The organism is Pseudoalteromonas sp. AS71 (assembly GCF_038900275.1).
GTDB lineage: Bacteria > Pseudomonadota > Gammaproteobacteria > Enterobacterales > Alteromonadaceae > Pseudoalteromonas.
Map to the genome: position 1 here is coordinate 36,851 of NZ_JBBMQZ010000018.1, position 19,220 is coordinate 56,070.

At 40.8% G+C, this 19,220-nt stretch carries 15 protein-coding genes; 10 read left to right on the forward strand and 5 right to left on the reverse strand.

The features are described 5' to 3' along the window. Position 1: 1 nt before the first annotated feature. From rseP to WNY98_RS14190, 7 genes are all read left to right on the forward strand, one after another. Positions 2-1,354 carry a sigma E protease regulator RseP gene (gene rseP / locus WNY98_RS14160; RefSeq protein WP_024599062.1) on the forward strand — a complete coding sequence of 451 codons (1,353 nt, stop codon included), beginning with the start codon at positions 2-4 and terminating at the stop codon, positions 1,352-1,354. Positions 1,355-1,450: 96 nt separating this feature from the next. Next, on the forward strand, positions 1,451-3,922 hold the full coding sequence (gene bamA / locus WNY98_RS14165) for an outer membrane protein assembly factor BamA (RefSeq protein ID WP_024599063.1): 2,472 nt from the start codon (positions 1,451-1,453) through the stop codon (positions 3,920-3,922). 11 nt (positions 3,923-3,933) lie between these two features. Continuing rightward, positions 3,934-4,452 (forward strand): OmpH family outer membrane protein, encoded by a 519-nt coding sequence (locus WNY98_RS14170; protein WP_007580993.1) that lies wholly within the window; start codon positions 3,934-3,936, stop codon positions 4,450-4,452. A gap of 7 nt (positions 4,453-4,459) precedes the next feature. Further along, entirely contained in the window at positions 4,460-5,482 is a 1,023-nt protein-coding gene (lpxD, locus tag WNY98_RS14175; protein WP_076924455.1) for a UDP-3-O-(3-hydroxymyristoyl)glucosamine N-acyltransferase, read from the forward strand. Between the two features lie 26 nt (positions 5,483-5,508). Then, positions 5,509-5,961, forward strand: coding sequence for a 3-hydroxyacyl-ACP dehydratase FabZ (fabZ, locus tag WNY98_RS14180; protein ID WP_024599065.1), 453 nt, complete (start codon positions 5,509-5,511; stop codon positions 5,959-5,961). A gap of 2 nt (positions 5,962-5,963) precedes the next feature. Beyond that, entirely contained in the window at positions 5,964-6,734 is a 771-nt protein-coding gene (lpxA, locus tag WNY98_RS14185; RefSeq protein ID WP_007580998.1) for an acyl-ACP--UDP-N-acetylglucosamine O-acyltransferase, read from the forward strand. Between the two features lie 148 nt (positions 6,735-6,882). Further along, positions 6,883-7,275, forward strand: coding sequence for a septal ring lytic transglycosylase RlpA family protein (locus WNY98_RS14190; RefSeq protein WP_182780454.1), 393 nt, complete (start codon positions 6,883-6,885; stop codon positions 7,273-7,275). Here WNY98_RS14190 and cydC read toward each other — a convergent pair. The 5 genes from cydC to WNY98_RS14215 are packed head-to-tail and all read right to left on the reverse strand — an operon-like array spanning position 7,258 to position 13,675. After that, complete coding sequence (gene cydC / locus WNY98_RS14195) at positions 7,258-9,003, reverse strand: thiol reductant ABC exporter subunit CydC (RefSeq protein WP_342878199.1); 1,746 nt, start codon at positions 9,001-9,003, stop codon at positions 7,258-7,260. The two genes, WNY98_RS14190 and cydC, sit on opposite strands and share 18 nt — an antisense overlap. Beyond that, positions 8,996-10,789, reverse strand: a complete 1,794-nt coding sequence (cydD, locus tag WNY98_RS14200; protein WP_342878200.1) for a thiol reductant ABC exporter subunit CydD — start codon at positions 10,787-10,789, stop codon at positions 8,996-8,998. The genes cydC and cydD overlap by 8 nt, the downstream gene beginning before the upstream one ends. Next, positions 10,779-10,943: a cytochrome bd-I oxidase subunit CydX gene (gene cydX, locus WNY98_RS14205; protein WP_002958303.1), complete on the reverse strand. Its 165-nt coding sequence runs from the start codon at positions 10,941-10,943 to the stop codon at positions 10,779-10,781. Before cydX ends, cydD begins: the two co-directional genes overlap by 11 nt. A 12-nt stretch (positions 10,944-10,955) precedes the next feature. After that, entirely contained in the window at positions 10,956-12,095 is a 1,140-nt protein-coding gene (cydB, locus tag WNY98_RS14210; protein ID WP_342878201.1) for a cytochrome d ubiquinol oxidase subunit II, read from the reverse strand. After that, positions 12,092-13,675: a cytochrome ubiquinol oxidase subunit I gene (locus WNY98_RS14215; protein ID WP_076924450.1), complete on the reverse strand. Its 1,584-nt coding sequence runs from the start codon at positions 13,673-13,675 to the stop codon at positions 12,092-12,094. The genes cydB and WNY98_RS14215 overlap by 4 nt, the downstream gene beginning before the upstream one ends. A 301-nt stretch (positions 13,676-13,976) precedes the next feature. Here WNY98_RS14215 and lpxB point away from each other — a divergent pair, with 301 nt between their 5' ends. Genes lpxB through dnaE form a run of 3 tightly spaced genes read left to right on the forward strand, consistent with a single transcriptional unit; the run spans position 13,977 to position 19,220 of the window. Then, positions 13,977-15,134 (forward strand): lipid-A-disaccharide synthase, encoded by a 1,158-nt coding sequence (gene lpxB, locus WNY98_RS14220; RefSeq protein ID WP_076924449.1) that lies wholly within the window; start codon positions 13,977-13,979, stop codon positions 15,132-15,134. Further along, positions 15,124-15,726, forward strand: a complete 603-nt coding sequence (gene rnhB, locus WNY98_RS14225) for a ribonuclease HII (RefSeq protein ID WP_076924448.1) — start codon at positions 15,124-15,126, stop codon at positions 15,724-15,726. Before lpxB ends, rnhB begins: the two co-directional genes overlap by 11 nt. Before the next feature lie 2 nt (positions 15,727-15,728). Beyond that, on the forward strand, positions 15,729-19,220 hold the full coding sequence (gene dnaE / locus WNY98_RS14230; protein ID WP_342878202.1) for a DNA polymerase III subunit alpha: 3,492 nt from the start codon (positions 15,729-15,731) through the stop codon (positions 19,218-19,220).

A 19,220-nucleotide genomic window follows, 5' to 3' on the forward strand; every position in this document is an offset into this window, starting at 1 on the left:
TATGTTTGATTTTTTTTGGAATCTTGGCTCGTTTATTTTAGCGCTTGGTATTTTAGTGGCCATACATGAATATGGCCATTTTTGGGTTGCACGAAAAATGGGCGTTAAAGTGCTGCGTTTTTCAATTGGTTTTGGTAAGCCACTGTTAAAATGGCATGACAAATATAATACCGAATACGTGATTGCCGCTATACCATTAGGCGGATATGTAAAAATGCTTGATGAGCGAGTTGATGACGTACCAGCAAATCAACGCCACTTGTCGTTTAACGCTAAATCTGTACAAGCCCGTATTGCTATTGTTGCTGCGGGACCAATGGCTAACTTTTTGTTTGCCATTTTTGCTCTTGCGGTGATGTATATGGTAGGTGTGCAGTCGGTAAAGCCCGTTGTTGGCAGCATAACCGAAGGCAGTCGTGCAGAGCAGGCAGGCATTATGCCTTCTCAACATATTATAAAAATTGGTGATGATGACATAACGACATGGCAAGATGCCACGTTTGCGCTTATGTCTAACTTAGGCGAAGAAAGCGTTGAAGTTATTGTTCGTGATAAAAACCTGCAACCACGTGTTAAAACGCTTAATTTAGAGGGGTGGAAGCTTGATCAGCGAGACGTACCACCACTAAGTTCGTTGGGTATTGTGCCATTTAGACCTCAGGCAACTTTAACAATAGCCGCCGTAACTAAAGACTCAGCCGCAGAACACGCTAATTTACAAGTTAACGACACAATTTTAGCTGTAAACGGTGAAACAATAAGCAATTGGCAGCAATTAGTTAATCTTATTACGCAATCAGCTAACAAATCTTTACAATTTAGTGTAAAAAGACAAGATACTATACAAGCCATTACAGTTACCCCTAAAGGGCGCATAGATAATAACGGTATTGAGCAAGGCTTTTTAGGTGTTGCTCCTGTTGTTCAGCAATGGCCTGATGGTTATGTAGAGACTAGACATTACGGCCCGCTCGATAGTATCGTGCGAGGCACAAAAGAAACGTGGCGCTTAATTACTCTCAGTTTTGACATGATTGGTAATTTAATTACAGGCCAGGTTTCGGTTAAAAATTTAAGTGGTCCTGTGGGCATTGCAGTCGGCGCTGGAACTAGCGTAAGCTATGGGTTAGTGGCCTTTTTAAGCTTTCTAGCTTTAATAAGCGTTAACTTGGGTGTATTTAATTTATTACCCTTACCAGTGCTTGATGGTGGACACTTAATGTATTACATAATTGAACTTTTTCGTAAAAAGCCGGTCTCTGAAAAGACACAAGAGTTTGGTTTTAAAGTGGGTGCCTTGTTGCTCATTTTTCTAACATGTTTCGCTTTGTTCAATGATGTATCGCGTTTGTAGTTACAGCGTGGCAAATTACTAATTAGAACACGATTGTAAAGCACCACTAGTAAGGTGTTATGCGGTAATACAGTTGTAAAGGATAAAGATAATAAAATGGCTATAAAAAAACATTTGGCAATAACAAGTTTATTGGGTGCAAGTTTTGCAGCCCTAGGCCAAAACTCCTTTATTGTTGAAGACCTAAAAGTTGAAGGTTTGCAGCGCGTAGCACTTGGTGCAGCGCTAACACATATTCCTATTAACGTAGGCGATAATGTTGATGACTATACGATTTCAAAAACAATAAAGTCACTTTATCGTTCAGGGCACTTTGATAACATAAAAGCACTTCGTGATGGCAACAACGTTATTTTTAAAGTAACGGAACGTCCTACCATCAGCTTTATTGAGTTTGAAGGCAATAAAGACATTAAAGACGAGCAGCTTAATGAGTCTCTTGATCAGCAAGATATTCGCCAAGGTGAACCACTTGATAAAACCGTTATCGATAGTATCGAAAAAGGCTTAGTTGAGTTTTTCCACAGTATTGGTAAATACAACGCTAAAGTAGACATCAGTATTACTAAGCTGCCACGTAACCGCGTTAAACTTAAGTTAGAGTTTGATGAAGGTGATGCTGCTTCTATCCGCCAAATTAACTTAGTGGGTAATGAACTTTTTTCTAATGAAGAGCTTCTTAAGCTTGCTGAATCGCAACAAGATTTACCTTGGTGGCAGTTTATGGGTAGCGACCGCTACCAAAAGCAAACCATTGAAGGCGATTTAGAAAAAATTCGTAGTTATTATTTAGACCGTGGTTACCTACGTTTTAATATCGACTCAACGCAAGTTTCAGTGAGTCCTGAACGTGAATCAGTTTACGTTACAGCTAACTTAACTGAGGGCGTAAAATATAAAGTTAAAGGTTTTGACTTTATTGGTGACTTGCTTGGCCGTGAAGACTTAATTAAAAGTGTTATCCCCCTTAGAGCGGGTGAGCTTTATAACGGCTCTGTAGTTACTTCATCTGAAGAGTTTATTAAAAGCTACTTAGCACGTTTTGGTTATGCTAATGCTGAAGTTCGTACAATTCCAGAAATTGACGACGAAAACCAAGAAGTGCAATTAACACTATCGGTTAATCCAGGTAAGCGTGTATACGTTCGTCGTATTATTGTTGGCGGTAACCAAAATACGGCTGATGAAGTACTTCGTCGTGAAATGACACAACTTGAAGGCGCATGGTTATCTAATCAAAACCTTGAGCGTTCAAAACTGCAAATTCAACGTTTACCTTACATGGAAACTGTTGATTTTAACGTAGTGCCTGTACCGGGTGTGGATGACCAAGTTGACGTAGACTTTACTGTAAAAGAGCAATCAGCAGGTAGCTTTAATGCTGGTCTTGCTTATGGCTCTTACTTAGGTCTGCAGTTTAATATTGGTGTAACAGAATCTAACTTTTTAGGCACAGGTAACCAAATTGGTTTAAACCTTAATACGTCTACAGGTTCTGAAAGCTTAAGCTTATCGTACACAGACCCGTACTTTACGCCAGATGGTGTATCGCAAGGCAGTAGTATCTTTTACAGAAACTACGATGCAAGTAAATTTAGTCTTGTTGAATATAAATCGAAAAGTTATGGTTTAGGCACAAATATTGGTTTTCCAATTGATGCTGTAAATCGTGTTAACTTTGGCGCTCGTTGGATTAAAGAAGAGCTTTCGGATATTGCAGAGTACGAGCAAACGCGTGTACTTCGTGAAACATTCTTAGATCCAGATAACCCAGATGCAGGCTTTGACTTTACTAAGTATGAGCTGAGTGTTGGTTGGTCGCGTATTACCGTTAACCGTGGTTTATTCCCAACAGCGGGTTCGCGTCAAACTCTAAACTTAACAGCAACAACGCCTAACTCAGATCTTCAGTACTTTAAACTGAATTACGATTCGCGTTTTTACTGGCCTATATCAAATGATCACCGTTGGGTATTCTCAACGCGTGCAGCACTTGGTTATGGTAATGGTTATGGTTCTACAAATGGGTATGAGCAAACACTTCCATTCCAAGAGTACTTCCGTATAACTGAAATGGAACTTCGTGGCTTTGACCGTAATACAATATTACCACGTGCTGTATCACGTATACCGCAGTCTATTCCGGGTACGCCAGGTGCAGACGGTACTACAACCGGTAGCATTGGTGGCGCATCAGAATTTGATATTCTAGTGCCACAAGGCCGTATTGGTGGTAATGCTAAAGCAGTGGCAGGTATGGAGCTAATTGTTCCTACGCCATTCTTAGATGAAGAAAATACCAGCTCTGTACGTACTAGCTTCTTTGTTGATGCTGCAAACGTATGGGATACTGAGTTTAACGTAGACCGCTATCAAAACTTAGGCGTTGATGAACGTGCTAAGTTAGATGACTATTCAGACCCAATGCGCTTTAGGGTTTCAACCGGTCTTTCATTACAATGGATCTCTCCAATGGGTCCAATGCTGATCAGTTTTGCGTATCCATTGCAAAAAGAAGAAGATGACGATACGAAAACCATCAGCTTTAACATTAGTAACACTTTCTAAAGGAGTTTTTTGTGAAAAAATTATTTAAATCAACAGCTGTAGCAGTTTTAGCAACTTTAATGATGGGTACTTCTGTGAATGCATTTGCACACAAAGTAGGTATTGTTGATATGCAGGAAATCTACAAGCAAATTCCTCAAATGGCTAAAATTGAACAGTCTTTACAAACTGAGTTTGCTGAACGTCGTCAAGAGCTTGAAAAGTTACAAGGCGATATTCGTTTTGAAGCTGAAAAATTTAAACGTGAAAGTACCACTATGAGCCAAGCTCAAAAAGATACGTTACGTGAAAAAATTCAAGGCATGCAAAAAAATCTTGCTGAACAGGGTCGCCCTTTAGAGCAAGAAATCAAAGCGCGTCAAAACCAAGAGCTTGCAAAAGTTCAAGGTGTAATCATCAAAACAATTGAAGAGATTGCTAAAGACGGCGACTTCGACGAAGTTAAAGTAAAAGACACTACTATTTACTTTAACCCTAAAGAAGTGACTGATCTTTCATCTAAAGTTGTAGCCGCTGTTAGTAAGAAATAATCACTCTATGCAAAATTATACGCTTTCGCAAATTGCGGAACTTCTAGGCGCCGAACTTCAGGGTGATGGCGCTTTAGAAATAAAAAAAATAGCGACACTTGCAAATGCCCATTCTGGGCATATTGCATTTTTAGCGAACTCAAAATATCGCTCGCAACTTGAGACTACTCAAGCCAGCGCTGTAATAGTAAGCCAAGCTGATGCAGAGTACTTTAGTGGTAGCAAAGTTATTGTTGCTAATCCGTATGTAAGTTACGCAAAATTAGCGCAATTTATGGATACTACACCACGCTCAGCCTCGACGGGTATTCATCCAAGTGCAACTGTTCATTCAACAGCGATTGTTAGTGATAGCGCCGCTATTGGTGCTAACGCAGTCATTGAAGCTGATGCAGTGATAGGTGACAACGCGCAAATTGGTCCGAACAGTTTTATCGGGGAACGTGTTAAAATAGGTTCAGGCACTAAGCTTTGGCCTAGTGTGACTATTTATCACGATGTTGAAATTGGTTCAGATTGTTTGTTTCAAGCAAATAGTGTTGTAGGTAGTGATGGATTTGGCTATGCAAATGAGCGCGGGCAGTGGGTTAAAATACCTCAGCTTGGTTCAGTGATCATAGGCAACAAAGTTGAAATCGGTGCTAGTACGACAATTGATCGTGGTGCACTGGACAATACCATCATTCACAGCAATGTTATTATCGATAATCAGTGTCAAATAGCGCACAACGTTGAAGTTAATTCAGGCACCGCAATTGCGGGCTGCACTGTTCTTGCAGGAAGCGTTACCATTGGCAAGAACTGTCAAATTGGTGGCATGGTTGCAATTAATGGTCACATGTCTGTATGTGATGGTGTTATAATTACCGGCATGAGTATGGTGACAAAATCAATCACCGAACCAGGTATTTACTCATCTGGTATGCCCCATACAACAAACAAAGAATGGCGTAAAACTATTGCTCACTTGCGTAACCTTTCAGATATGAAGTCTCGTCTTAAAGCGCTTGAAGCATTGGCTAAGTCATAATATTGAACACTAATAAGGATGCTATTTTGGCAAACGAATTAAATAGCCTTGATATTCAAGAAATTTTAGCTTTATTACCGCATCGTTACCCGATGCTACTAATTGATCGTGTTATCGATTTTACTCCAGGTAAATCTTTACATGCTATTAAAAATGTTTCTATAAACGAACCTATTTTCACTGGGCACTTTCCAAACCAGCCCATCTTTCCGGGTGTGTTAATTTTAGAAGCGATGGCACAAGCAACGGGTTTATTGGGTTTTAAAACGGTTGAAAATCGCAGCGAAAATGAGCTTTATTTGTTTGCAGCTGTTGATAATGCGCGCTTTAAGCAACCTGTAATACCAGGCGATACAATGCATCTTCATGTTGAGTTTTTAAAAGAACGTCGCAACATTTGGAAGTTTTCTGCAGAAGCAAAAGTCGACGGCAAAGTAGTATGTAGTGCCGAAATTATGTGTGCTAGAAGAGAGTTTTAATAGTGATCCATTCTACAGCAATAATCGAACCTGGCGCTAAACTAGGCAACAATGTCTCAGTTGGTCCGTATAGTTATATTGGCAATGATGTTGTTATCGGTGATAACTGTATTATTGAGTCTCACGTTGTTGTTAAAGGGCCGTCAACTATTGGCTCTGGCAATCATATTTTTCAATTTGCGTCTGTAGGCGAAGCCTGCCAAGACAAAAAATACAATAACGAGCCAACTACATTGATCATGGGTGATAACAACGTTATCCGTGAATGTGCCACAATTCACCGTGGAACGATTCAAGACCAAGGCGTTACTAAAATTGGTAGTAATAATTTGTTTATGGCTTATACCCACGTTGCACATGACGCGGTAATTGGCGATAACGTAATTTTTGCTAACAATGCAAGTGTAGCCGGCCATGTACATGTTGGTGACTGGGTTATCCTTGGTGGTAATTCGGGTGTTCATCAGTTTTGTAAAATTGGTGCACATGCCTTTATTGGTATGTATTCTGGTGTTAACAAAGATGTACCACCATTTGTTACTACCATTGGTATGCCTGCAGGTCCTGCAGCTATCAATAAAGAAGGCATGAAGCGTCGTGGTTTCGAAAGTGATGAAATTATGGCTGTACGCCGAGCATACAAAGCATTTTATCGTAAAAGCTTAGGTGCAGAAGAAGCTATTGAGTCGCTTAGTGAGGATGCCGCAAAGTATCCTGCTGTGAAATTGATGGTCGACTTTGTTAAAAACTCAGAGCGCGGCATCGTAAGATAATTCGCGAGTTTGCTTTAAGTATTTAAAAAGCCACCCTAGATGATAAATCGAAGGTGGTTTTTTATTGCCCATGGTTTAGACCCAATTCAGTTAATACTCAGCGAACTCAAGTTAGTATGCATCTAATTTGTATAATAAAAGTCATCCTATGCGTTTACCTAAGTTAGTTGTCACTCTTTTTATTACTTCAGCTTTAGCCGCTTGTAGTAGCCAGCCTATTGTTAAATCATCTACTGGGGAAATCACACAAGTTGGCAAAGCATCTTTTTATGCAGATAAATACCACGGGAGGACAACTGCCAACGGAGAGCGCTTTAGCCAACAAGCTGCAACGGCTGCCCATTTAGAATTCGATTTTGGTACTAAAGTAATTGTTACCAACCTAGCTAATAATAAATCAGTCACAGTAAGAATAAATGACAGAGGCCCGTATGTGCGAGGTCGTATTATTGATTTATCAAAAAGCATGTTTAAAAAAATAGCCGACCCTAAAGTCGGCGTTATTGATGTATCAGTAAAGGTATTAAAACCGGGTAGTTAGTGCCACATAATCTGGATAAGCGCTACTGAGCTCTTTGTGAGAGCCTTGAGCCACTACTTTACCGTCTTCTAACCATACAACATTATCCATTTGAGCAAGTAGAGCGGGATCGTGCGTAATTGTGAGCACACTCGCGTTATTCATAACATGCATGATTGCTTGCATTACCCCTTGCTTAGATTGATTATCGAGACCTTCTGTTGGTTCATCAAGGACTAAAATAGCAGGGTTTTTAAGTAATGCTTGCGCAATGGCTATACGCCTAGATTGGCCTTGCGATACGTTACGTCCGCCAGTGCCTAATCGTGTTTTCAAGCCTTCTTTTAGTTCATTAAACCATGGGCTTAATTGCGCTAACGTTAGCGCTTCAATCAATTGCTCTTTAGTGGCACTCGGTGCGGCATAACGCAAATTTTCACTCAGTGTGCCATCAAAAATATGATGCTGCTGAGCGAGTATATTTATAACGTTTGCGCGTATATCGCTATTTAATGAATATAAATTAACAACACTATTTTGATTATTTAGAGTGATGTTCCCTTGTTGCAAAGGCCATAAACCAGTAAGTAAATTTACAAGCGTGGTTTTACCGCTGCCGCTTCTACCGACAATCGCTACTTTTTGCTGGGGTATCAACTCAAAGCTAACATCAGTTAGTGCTATTTGTTCACCATATTGATAGCTGATATTGTTAAGTGCCAATGTGTTATTTTGCGCACTAAATTTTTCATCAACGTCTACATGTGTATCTTTAACTTGTGAGTTAGCTGCTTTATCTTCAAGCGAAAATAATCGCTCTGCTGCTTTTAGTACACTAGGAAGCTCTATAAACGCGTTAGGTAGTAGCAATACGCTTTCAAAACTTGCCAGTACAAATAGGCTTAACATAGCAAGTTCTACATTTACCATACTGTTGGCGTAAACCAGCGGGACAATGGTTGCTATGCTAGCAAGCATGGCTAATTGAACAACCAACAAGCTCATCCCATCTGAGTTTGCCAGTGCTTTGTGGCGAATAAATAATTGCTGATTATACTGCTCGCTTAATTCATCGCACTTATTAAGCTGCTGCGAACGGGCTTGATAAATACTAAGCTCTCTAAGTCCTGTGAGTGTATCTGAAAGCTCAGAGCGAAGTTGTGCACTAAGTTGTGTTTCTTTATGGCTGTTTTTAGTGAGCTTTGCGCTGAGTAGGGCTGGTATAACCACACCAATAAGTATAATGCCAGTAAAGCAAATAAGGGCGACGTTGCCATTATAGGCCGACATAAACAACATGATGATTGGTACACTCAAAAGAGCGACCAGCATAGGCAGTAAAACGTTTAAATAAAACTTGTCGAGTGCGTCTACATCGTTTTGTAATCGGTTAACTAAATCGGCGCTGCGGCTCATTGCTAAATCAACGTTGTTAAGCTTACTTAACGTTGCAAATACATTGGTACGTATTTCACTTAGTAATAAAAACGTGGCGTTATGAGTGACCAAACGTTCTCCATAGCGCGATGCAGTTCGTACGATTGCTAAAAACCGAATCGTACCTGCTGGAGTAAAGTAGTTCATTTGCACGCCCGCAATACCTGCAGCCGCCATTGATGCTAAAAACCAGCCAGATATAGCCAATAAACCCACATTAGCTAATACCGTAATCGTCGCTAAAAATGTGCCTAGTAGCATTGCTTTGTAATGAGGAGCGCAAAGCTTTAATAAGCGAATAAAGTTATGCATGCGCCACCCCTTGCTTAGCCGTTTTTAATAAGTTAGCAAATACACCATTTTGCGCTGCAAGTTTCTCAAAGTGACCTTGCTCAGCTATTTTTCCATCGTGCATAACAATTATATTACTAGCGTGTTTAACGGTATTTAATCGATGAGCAATGACTAATACTAAGTTGTTTTTAGCGTATTCATTAATAGCATCTTGAATAAGCTGCTCTGTTTGGCTATCAAGGTGCGCTGTAGGCTCATCAAGCACTAAGACTGGTGCTTGCTTTATAAATGCGCGAGCCAGTGCGATGCGTTGCTTTTGTCCGCCAGAAAGCCCCTCTCCTTGCTCACCTATCTGGGTGTTAAAACCATCGGGTAGGGTATTTATAAATTCAAGCACACCAGCTTGCTTTGCTGCATGTTCAAGCTCTTGCTGTGTGGCAGTTGGTTTGGCCAATTTAATGTTGGCAGCAATGGTGTCGTAAAACAGCGTCGCTTTTTGTGGTATCCATGCAATGTTATTTTGCAGGTAAGTAATATCGGTTGTACTTAAACTCTGCTCATTAATAGATAGGTGGTTTATCACCTCAGGATGAAACCCTAATAGGCAATCAAACAACGTACTTTTACCTGATCCACTACTGCCCACAACTGCAATTAAGCCTTTATTTGGCAGTGTTAAATTTATATTTTTAATGCCTTCGTTACTATCTGGGTATATAAAACTAAGGTCGGTAATACTTATGGAGTTAATTGCATTTAAAGTTAAATTGTTTTCAAGCGTACTTGTAGTCCCTGACGCATTTTCGTCACTTGGCAATGGTGCATTTAAAATCGCAACCATATCGGCCGCTGCACTAATGCCTTGTAAGCGTGCATGGTAATGGCTACCCAGTTGGCGCAGTGGTAAATAAAATTCAGGCGCTAAAAGTAGCACTACAAAGCCAGTGGCAAAATCAAGAGTACCAAAAAACAGTCTAAAACCAATAATTACGGCAACGAGTGCAACACTAATGGTAGCTAAAAACTCAAGTGCAAATGATGATAAAAACGCGATTTTTAAAACATCGAGTGTAGCGTGTCTAAAATCATCTGAAATTTTAGCTATTTGTTTCAGCTCGGTACGTGTTGCATTAAATAGCTTGAGTTGAGTTAAACCTTGTACGCGGTCAAAAAAGTAATTGCCTAGCACGGCAAGTTGCTTCCAGCGTTTTTGGTTTAAAGCTTCGGCTTTTGAGCCTACCAAAATCATGAAAAAAGGAATGAGCGGGGCGGTTAATAAAAATATCAGCCCAGCTTTATAATCTGTCGGAAAAATAACAACCAATATTGCCAGCGGAATAAGCGCGCTGTAAGCAGCACCGGGTAGATATTTAGCATAATAGTCGTGGAGTGCTTCTACGCCATTATGCAGGGTATTTAATGTAGCGCCTTGGCCGTGTTGTTCTATATAGCTTGGCCCAAGTAAGCTGAGCTTATTTAGAAGTGTTTGGCGCATAGCCGATTTTATTTTAAGTGCAGCATATGCACTCAAGCGTTCGCTTAATGCTAAAAACACCGCGCGCAATAAAATAATGCCTGCTAAGGGCCATAGTAAGTGAGTAACTTGGGCTAAATTATTACCTTCAAACATTACATTGTGAATAGTTTGCGCAAGTAAATAAGCACCCGCAATCATTAGTAATGCGTTAAAAGTACCCAGTGCAATGCTTAACTTTAACCACACTGCAGCGGGTTTACTTTGACGCTTTAAAAAAGCGCGCAGTGATTGCTGCTGCGCGCGATCTGGTCGGGGGTTAGTCGTCATCTTTTGTGTTGTTAGCATCGTTTAATAAATCGTGCATGGCTTGTTCATCATCAGCAATGCTGTTTTTATTTTGATGAAATTCGTACCACATTACATTTATTACACCTAAGGTACAGGCCAAAAGTACACCTAAAATCCAAGCGAAATACCACATAGTTTAGTCTCCTTAGTAGCTACCGTGAGTGTTGTTTTCAATTTCTTCAACCGTTACTCTGCGCCACATTTTTACGTAACACCAAGTGGTATAAGCTAAAATAAGTGGAACAAAAATACACACTGCAACAAACATTACATTGAGCGTTTTATGGCTCGATACCGCATCCCAAATTGTTAAGCTAATATTTGGATTATTGCTTGATGGCATAATAAATGGGAACAGTGAAACACCTGCTGTCATAATCACGCCAATTAACATTAAGCTTGTTGAAATAAGTCCAAGTGCTGGCTTATTTAATTTAGAAAACACAAGTGCACTTAATGCCATTGCAAAGGCTAAAATAGGGAAGGTCATTGTCCACGGACGATTGCTGTAATTACTTAACCAAGCACCTTGCGCTGTAGTGACTACTTTAGCTAAAGGGTCTGCATGACTTTGCGTATCAGCCATTGATACAATTTGGTAACCCGTTAAATTAGCAACCCAAAAGCCAGCTGCAGCAAATAACACAATAAATACAATTAGTGAATAACGCCCATATTGACCCGAACGCTCAGCTACTGCATCGGCTGTACGAAGTTGTAACCACATACCTGCATGAGCAACCAACATAGTAATACTGACTAAGCCAGCAAGTAATCCGAATGGGTTTAGTAAGCCAAAGAATGAGCCTTGGTAGCTAACACGCATTAGGTTATCAATATTAAACGGTACGCCTAAAAATAAATTACCAAATGCAACGCCAAAAACCAGAGCTGGAATCGCGCTGCCTGCAAGCAAGCCCCAATCCCAGTTGTTGCGCCAGCGTTTTGAGTCTACTTTACTGCGGTAATCAAACCCAAGTGGTCTAAAAAACAAAGCAAATAGTACTAGCATCATGGCAAAGTAAAAGCCCGAAAATGCGGCAGCATAAACCATAGGCCACGCTGCAAATAACGCGCCGCCTGCAGTTATAAACCAGACTTGGTTACCATCCCAGTGCGGGCCAATGGTATTAATTACCGTACGTCGCTCTGAGTCAGTTTTACCAACTAGGCGAAGCAACATAGCAACGCCCATATCCATTCCATCGGTAATAGCAAAGCCAATAAGCAGCACACCAATGATCAACCACCAAAGCATTTTTAATGTTTCATAATCAAAAATCATGATTGCTCTCCTTTAGTTTGCTCAGCTTTGTTTGGTAATTCAAAATGGTATTTACCAGTATGTAGAGAGCTTGGTCCTTGCTTAACAAAGCGAATCATCAACCAACCTTCAACTATGGCTAAACCAGTGTAGAAAACAATAAACCCAGTTAAGCTAATTAAAATATCGTTTACTGTCAGTGACGACGTCGCTAAAAAGGTCGGCAGTATTTCAGATATAGCCCAAGGTTGACGGCCATACTCAGCAACTATCCAGCCAAATTCAATAGCTATCCAAGGTAGTGGAATGCTCAATACTGCAGCCCATAACAACCAGCGCTTTTGCTCAATAACGCGATGTGCGTTGTAGTAAAATGCCAATATAAATACACCAAGCATGGCTACACCACAGGCAACCATAATCCTAAATGACCAGAACATAGGGCCTACTTTAGGGAATGAGTCTTTAACGGCTTTTTGAATGTGCTCTTCGGTAGCATCTACAACATCAGGTGTGTAGCGCTTAAGCAACAAGCCATAGCCTAAATCGTCTTTGATAGAATTAAACTTGGCAATATTTTCTGGTGTATCTTCGCCGTTTCTGAGCTTTGTAAGGTATTCATAAGCAATCATACCGTTGCGAATACGTACTTCGTGTTGTTTTTCTAGGTCGTTAATACCCGTTACTTGCTCATCAAGTGAACGCGTAGCAATTAATCCCAGTGCATAAGGTATTTTAACCGCAGCATGTGTTACTTGCTCTTCTGAATCAGGAAAACCAAATGCGGTAAACGCAGCCGGAGCTTCTTCGGTGTGCCACTCAGCTTCAATTGTTGCAAGTTTTACTTTTTGAACTTCACCTACCTCGTAGCCTGATTCGTCACCGAGTAAAATTACACATAAAATTGACGCTAAACCAAAGCCCGATGCGACCGAGAAAGAACGTTTAGCAAACGCTAAATCACGGCCTTTTAATATGTACCAACTGCTTATGCCCAGTACAAACATAGATGCAGCTACATAGCCTGCCGATACAGTATGAATAAACTTAACTTGTGCTACAGGGTTAAATACAAGCTCTGCAAAGCTTGTCATTTCCATGCGCATGGTTTGATAGTTAAATTCAGCACCTACTGGGTTTTGCATCCAGCCGTTGGCAATTAAAATCCACAGCGCCGACATATTGGTACCAATGGCCATTAAAAAGGTTGCACCTAAATGTTGGCGTTTAGAGAGTCTATCCCAGCCTAAAAAGAACATACCTACAAAAGTCGATTCTAAAAAGAATGCCATTAAACCTTCAATAGCAAGGGGAGCCCCAAAAACATCACCCACGTAATGCGAGTAATAAGACCAGTTAGTACCAAACTCAAACTCCATGGTAAGGCCTGTCGCCACACCAATTGCAAAGTTAATACCAAACAATTTTCCCCAAAACTTAGTCATGTCACGATAAATTTCGCGACCGGTCATAACATAAACCGATTCCATAATAACTAAAATCCAGGTCATACCTATAGTTAATGGTACGAATAAGAAATGAAAGAGAGCGGTAACAGCAAACTGTAATCGCGATAGATCCACAAAGGTTTCATCTATCATTATTGGCTCCTTGAGAGTGACGGATTAACAGGACAATATTTAATTGGCAAAGTTAACATTTAATGAACTTTCAGTAATTACTGAAAGTTTGTAATATTATTTACGTTTGTGCAATTTTTGTCAATATGTATATTAGTAAAACTTAATATATATTTTATATGCTACATCAGTATTAAAAACAAACAATACAATAAATTAAATTTAATGATAAAAAACCAGTTATTTAAAGCGTTTAACCAAACAGTAAAACACGGTAAACTAATACTCATGAACGCTTGGTTTACTTGTGAAATAAAATCAAATGAATGAAGATAAAAAACAACTACGAATTGGTATTGTGGCAGGTGAACTGTCGGGCGATATTTTAGGCGAAGGCTTAATTAAAGCCCTTAAAAAGCACTTCCCGGATGCTATTTTTGAAGGTATAGCTGGGCCTAAAATGCAAGCGCAAGGCTGTAAAACACTTTACGACATGGATGAGCTGTCGGTAATGGGACTTGTTGAGGTACTTGGTCGTTTGCCGCGTTTGCTTAAAATACGTAAACAACTCGTGCAGCATTTTGTAGATAATCCACCTGATGTATTTATAGGTATAGACGCACCCGACTTTAACTTACGTGTAGAAAAACCACTTAAAGATGCGGGCATTAAAACCGTACAGTATGTAAGTCCGTCTGTTTGGGCGTGGCGCGAAAAGCGTATTCATACAATTAGTGCAGCGACTAACTTAGTGTTGGCGTTATTACCATTCGAAAAAGAATTTTATGATAAACACCAAGTGCCATGTACATTTGTAGGGCATACTTTGGCTGACGATATAGCGCTTGAGCACGACGATAGTAAAGCACGTGCAGAACTCGGCTTAAGCCTTGATGACAAAGTACTGGCGTTGCTACCTGGTAGTCGAGGATCTGAAGTTGGTTTGCTAAGTGAAACTTACATTAAAACAGCCGCGCAGTTGCAAGCTAAAAACCCAAATCTTAAAGTTGTGGTGCCACTGGTTAACGAAAAACGCAAAGCGCAGTTTACTGATATATTAAATGCTACCGCGCCAAACCTTAATGTTAACCTGCTTGATGGACAATCAAAATTAGCTATGCAAGCTGCTGATGCTATTTTATTAGCGTCGGGCACCGCAACACTTGAAGGCATGCTTTATAAAAAGCCAATGGTAGTGGGCTATAAAATAAAGCCTTTAAGCTATTGGATTTTTAAAACCTTATTTACGTTTAATATTAAGTACTTTTCGCTGCCTAATTTATTAGCCGACGAAGAGCTAGTACCTGAGTTTTTACAAAGTGAGTGTAATGTGGCTAATTTAACAAATGCGCTTACTCCTATGCTTAATACAGATAACATTGAGCTAAAAGCACGCTTTTTAGCTATTCACGAAAAAATTAGATTAAATGCCAGTGAACAAGCAGCCAATGCTGTGGCGGAGTTAATAAATGCAAATTGATAGACCCAACGTAGCCTTAATTGCCGGTGTAGATGAAGTAGGGCGCGGCCCACTTGTTGGCGACGTAGTCACTGCCGCCGTTATTTTAGATCCCACTAAACCTATTGCAGGCTTAGCAGATTCTAAAAAATTAACAGATAAAAAACGCCAAGCACTCGCGATTGAAATAAAGGAAAAAGCATTGTGTTACGCCTATGGTCGCTGCAATCCGACAGAGATTGATGAATTAAATATTCTGCACGCAACGATGCTTGCCATGACCCGCGCAGTAGAGGCGTTAAGCACACAACCTGAATTTGTATTTATAGATGGTAATCGTTTGCCTAAATTAGCAATGCCAGCGCAAGCCGTTGTTAAAGGCGATAGCTTGGTAGCTGAAATATCAGCCGCGTCTATTTTAGCTAAAGTAGCGCGTGATGATGAAATGATTGAACTTGATAAACGCCACCCAGAATATGGCTTTGCAGGGCACAAAGGATATCCGACTAAAGCGCATTTTGCGGCGCTTGAACAGTACGGCGCGATTGACGAGCATCGTAAAAGCTTTAAGCCTGTGCAACGTGTATTGGCGCAAGCCAATGGCGAGGGTTAAGTATGGCGGCTCCTGATTTTGTCCATTTAAGGGTTCATTCTGACTTCTCGATGGTTGACGGCCTCGCTAAAACAAAGCCGATAGTCGCTAAAGCGCAAGAGCTGCAAATGCCTGCGATTGCGATTACCGATCAAATGAACTTTTGTGGCTTAGTGCGCTTTTATGGCGCCACGCATAACGCCGGTATTAAGCCTATTGTGGGGGCAGATTTTTGGGTTCGTAGTCCTGAATTTCCTGACGAGCCAAGCCGCTTAACCATATTAGCCAAAGACAACGACGGCTATAAAAATATTACCTTGTTAATATCTAAAGCGTATCAGCGTGGGCATGTGTTTCATAGGCCAGTGATTGACCGAGAATGGCTGGTGGAACATAAAACGGGCTTAATTATTCTCTCTGGCGCTAAAGACGGTGACTTAGGTAAAGCGTTATTAAAAAATAACCCAAGTGTCATTGAATCGGTAGTTAGTTTTTACAAGCAGCATTTTAGCGATAACTACTACCTTGAGCTAGTTCGCACCAATCGACCGCTTGAAGAAGACTACTTACACATGGCGGTAGAGCTTTCTACCAAAGAGCAGTTACCTGTTGTAGCCACCAACGAAGTAGTGTTTTTAAAGCCAGAAAACTTTGAAGCGCACGAAATTCGCGTTGCTATTTTTGACGGCTACACGCTGGATGATAAACGCCGCCCTAAACGTTTCTCTGAAGAACAATACCTAAAAACATCAGAGCAAATGGCAGAGCTGTTTAGCGACATTCCAGAGGCTTTACAAAACACGGTAGAGATAGCTAAGCGTTGTAATGTAACTGTTCAGCTAGGGACTTACTTTTTACCTGATTACCCAACTGGCTCACTTAAGATTGATGAGTTTTTAGTTAAAGTGTCACAAGATGGTCTTGAAGAGCGGTTGCAGTTTTTATTCCCCGATGAAGAAGAGCGAAAAGTAAAACGTGTTGAATACGACGAGCGACTTGATATAGAACTTGGCGTAATTAACCAAATGGGATTCCCCGGTTACTTCTTAATCGTAATGGAGTTTATTCAGTGGAGTAAAGATAACAATATCCCTGTTGGACCTGGTCGTGGTTCAGGTGCGGGTTCGTTAGTTGCGTACGCACTTAAAATTACCGATTTGGATCCACTTGAATTCGATTTGCTTTTTGAGCGATTTTTGAATCCAGAACGTGTATCAATGCCCGATTTCGACGTCGATTTCTGTATGGATAGACGTGACGAGGTAATTGATCACGTGTCGGCTTTGTATGGTCGAAACGCCGTATCGCAAATTATTACCTTTGGTACTATGGCTGCAAAAGCGGTAATACGCGATGTAGGGCGAGTGCTTGGGCATCCTTATGGGTTTGTTGATCGTATTTCAAAAATGATTCCAGGCGATCCAGGGATGACGCTTGCTAAAGCGTTTGATATAGAACCACGCTTGCAAGAAGCCTACGATGGCGACAACGAAGTAAAAGATTTAATCGACATGTGTCGCATCCTTGAAGGGTGTACACGTAACGCAGGTAAACATGCGGGTGGCGTAGTAATATCACCAACCACTATTACCGACTTTGCCGCGCTTTATTGCGATGACGAAGGTAAGTTTCCGGTCACACAATTTGATAAAAACGACGTAGAAACCGCAGGCTTAGTTAAGTTCGATTTCTTGGGTTTACGTACACTGACTATATTGCAGTGGGCGGTCGATATGACCAACGTGCGCATGGAGCGCCAAGGTAAAGACCTTGTCGATATAAATACCATCCCACTGGATGATAAAAAAAGTATTGAGTTACTACTTCGCGCTGAGACTACCGCTGTATTCCAGCTAGAGTCGCGCGGTATGAAAGACTTAGTACGCCGACTTAAACCCGACTGCTTTGAAGATATGATTGCACTTGTGGCCTTGTTCCGACCAGGTCCGCTGCAATCAGGCATGGTAGATAACTTTATCGACCGAAAATTGGGCCGAGAAGAAATTTCATACCCAGATGCGCAGTATCAGCACGAAAGCTTAAAACCAATACTTGATCCAACGTACGGCATTATCTTGTATCAAGAGCAAGTAATGCAAATTGCGCAAGTACTAGCAGGCTACACGCTAGGTGGCGCCGACATGCTGCGTCGTGCAATGGGTAAGAAAAAACCCGAAGAAATGGCAAAGCAGCGTTCAACGTTTGAAGATGGCGCAAGAAATAACGGCATCGACGGCGAGCTCGCGATAAAAATCTTCGACTTGGTAGAAAAATTCGCTGGTTACGGCTTTAATAAATCTCACTCAGCGGCATATGCACTCGTTTCGTATCAAACGCTGTGGATGAAAACGCATCATCCTGCTGAGTTTATGGCTGCGGTAATGTCGGCCGATATGGATAACACCGACAAAATAGTTATTTTGGTGGACGAATGTGAAAACATGAAGCTCACTTTATTGCCACCAGACGTAAATGCAGGTGAGTTTAAGTTTACAGTAAACCTTGAAGGTGAAATTGTTTACGGCATTGGCGCGATAAAAGGCGTAGGTGAGGCTCCGGTTGAAGCAATTTTAGAAGCGCGTGCAAAAGGTGGCCCATTTAAAGATTTATTTGATTTTTGTGCCCGTGTTGATTTAAAACGCTTAAATAAACGTGTTACTGAAAAATTAATTTACGCAGGTGCTTTGGATCAATTAGGACCAGAGAAAACCCAATCTGGACGTGCTACATTACTGGCCAGTTTAAAAGATGCAATGCGTGCAGCTGATCAACACAACAAAGCTGAGCTATTAGGGCAAAGTGATTTGTTTGGTTTATTAGCCACCGAGCCTGACGAAGTTGAACAAGCCTTTATTAAAGCCACGGGACTCACCGATAACGAATGGTTAGATGGTGAAAAAGAAACCCTAGGCCTTTATTTAACTGGGCACCCGATAAATCAGTACCGACGTGAGCTTAGGCATTATACCAGCGGGAAAATAGTTGATTTACAGCCAACTAACCGTGATGTATTTGCAACGGCCGCAGGTTTAGTGATTGCTTCAAGGGTATTAATCAATAAAAAAGGAAATCGTTGGGCCTTAGTAACTTTAGATGACAAGAGTGCACGGATTGATGTACGCTTGTATTCAGACGAGTTTGAAAAGTACCAAGATATGCTCCAAGTTAACAATATCTTGGTAATATCTGGACAGGTCAGCTTTGATAACTTCTCCGGTGGTATTACAATGACCGCCAGAGAAATAAACACCATTGCTCAAGCGCGTGAAAAACGTATTAAAGCGATTAAAATGACGCTGAACATGGTGCAAGTCGAGGCAGGTTTCTTCGATAAATTACAAAAAGTACTCGAACCCTATAAAATGGGAACGTGTCCGATCAAGGTTTATTACCAACGTCCAGATGCGTTGGCTCAATTAACTCTTGGGATCGAATGGTGTGTTACGCCAAGTGACGACTTAATACATAAGTTATCATTAATGGCAGCGCAAGATGTAGAACTAGAATTTAACTAA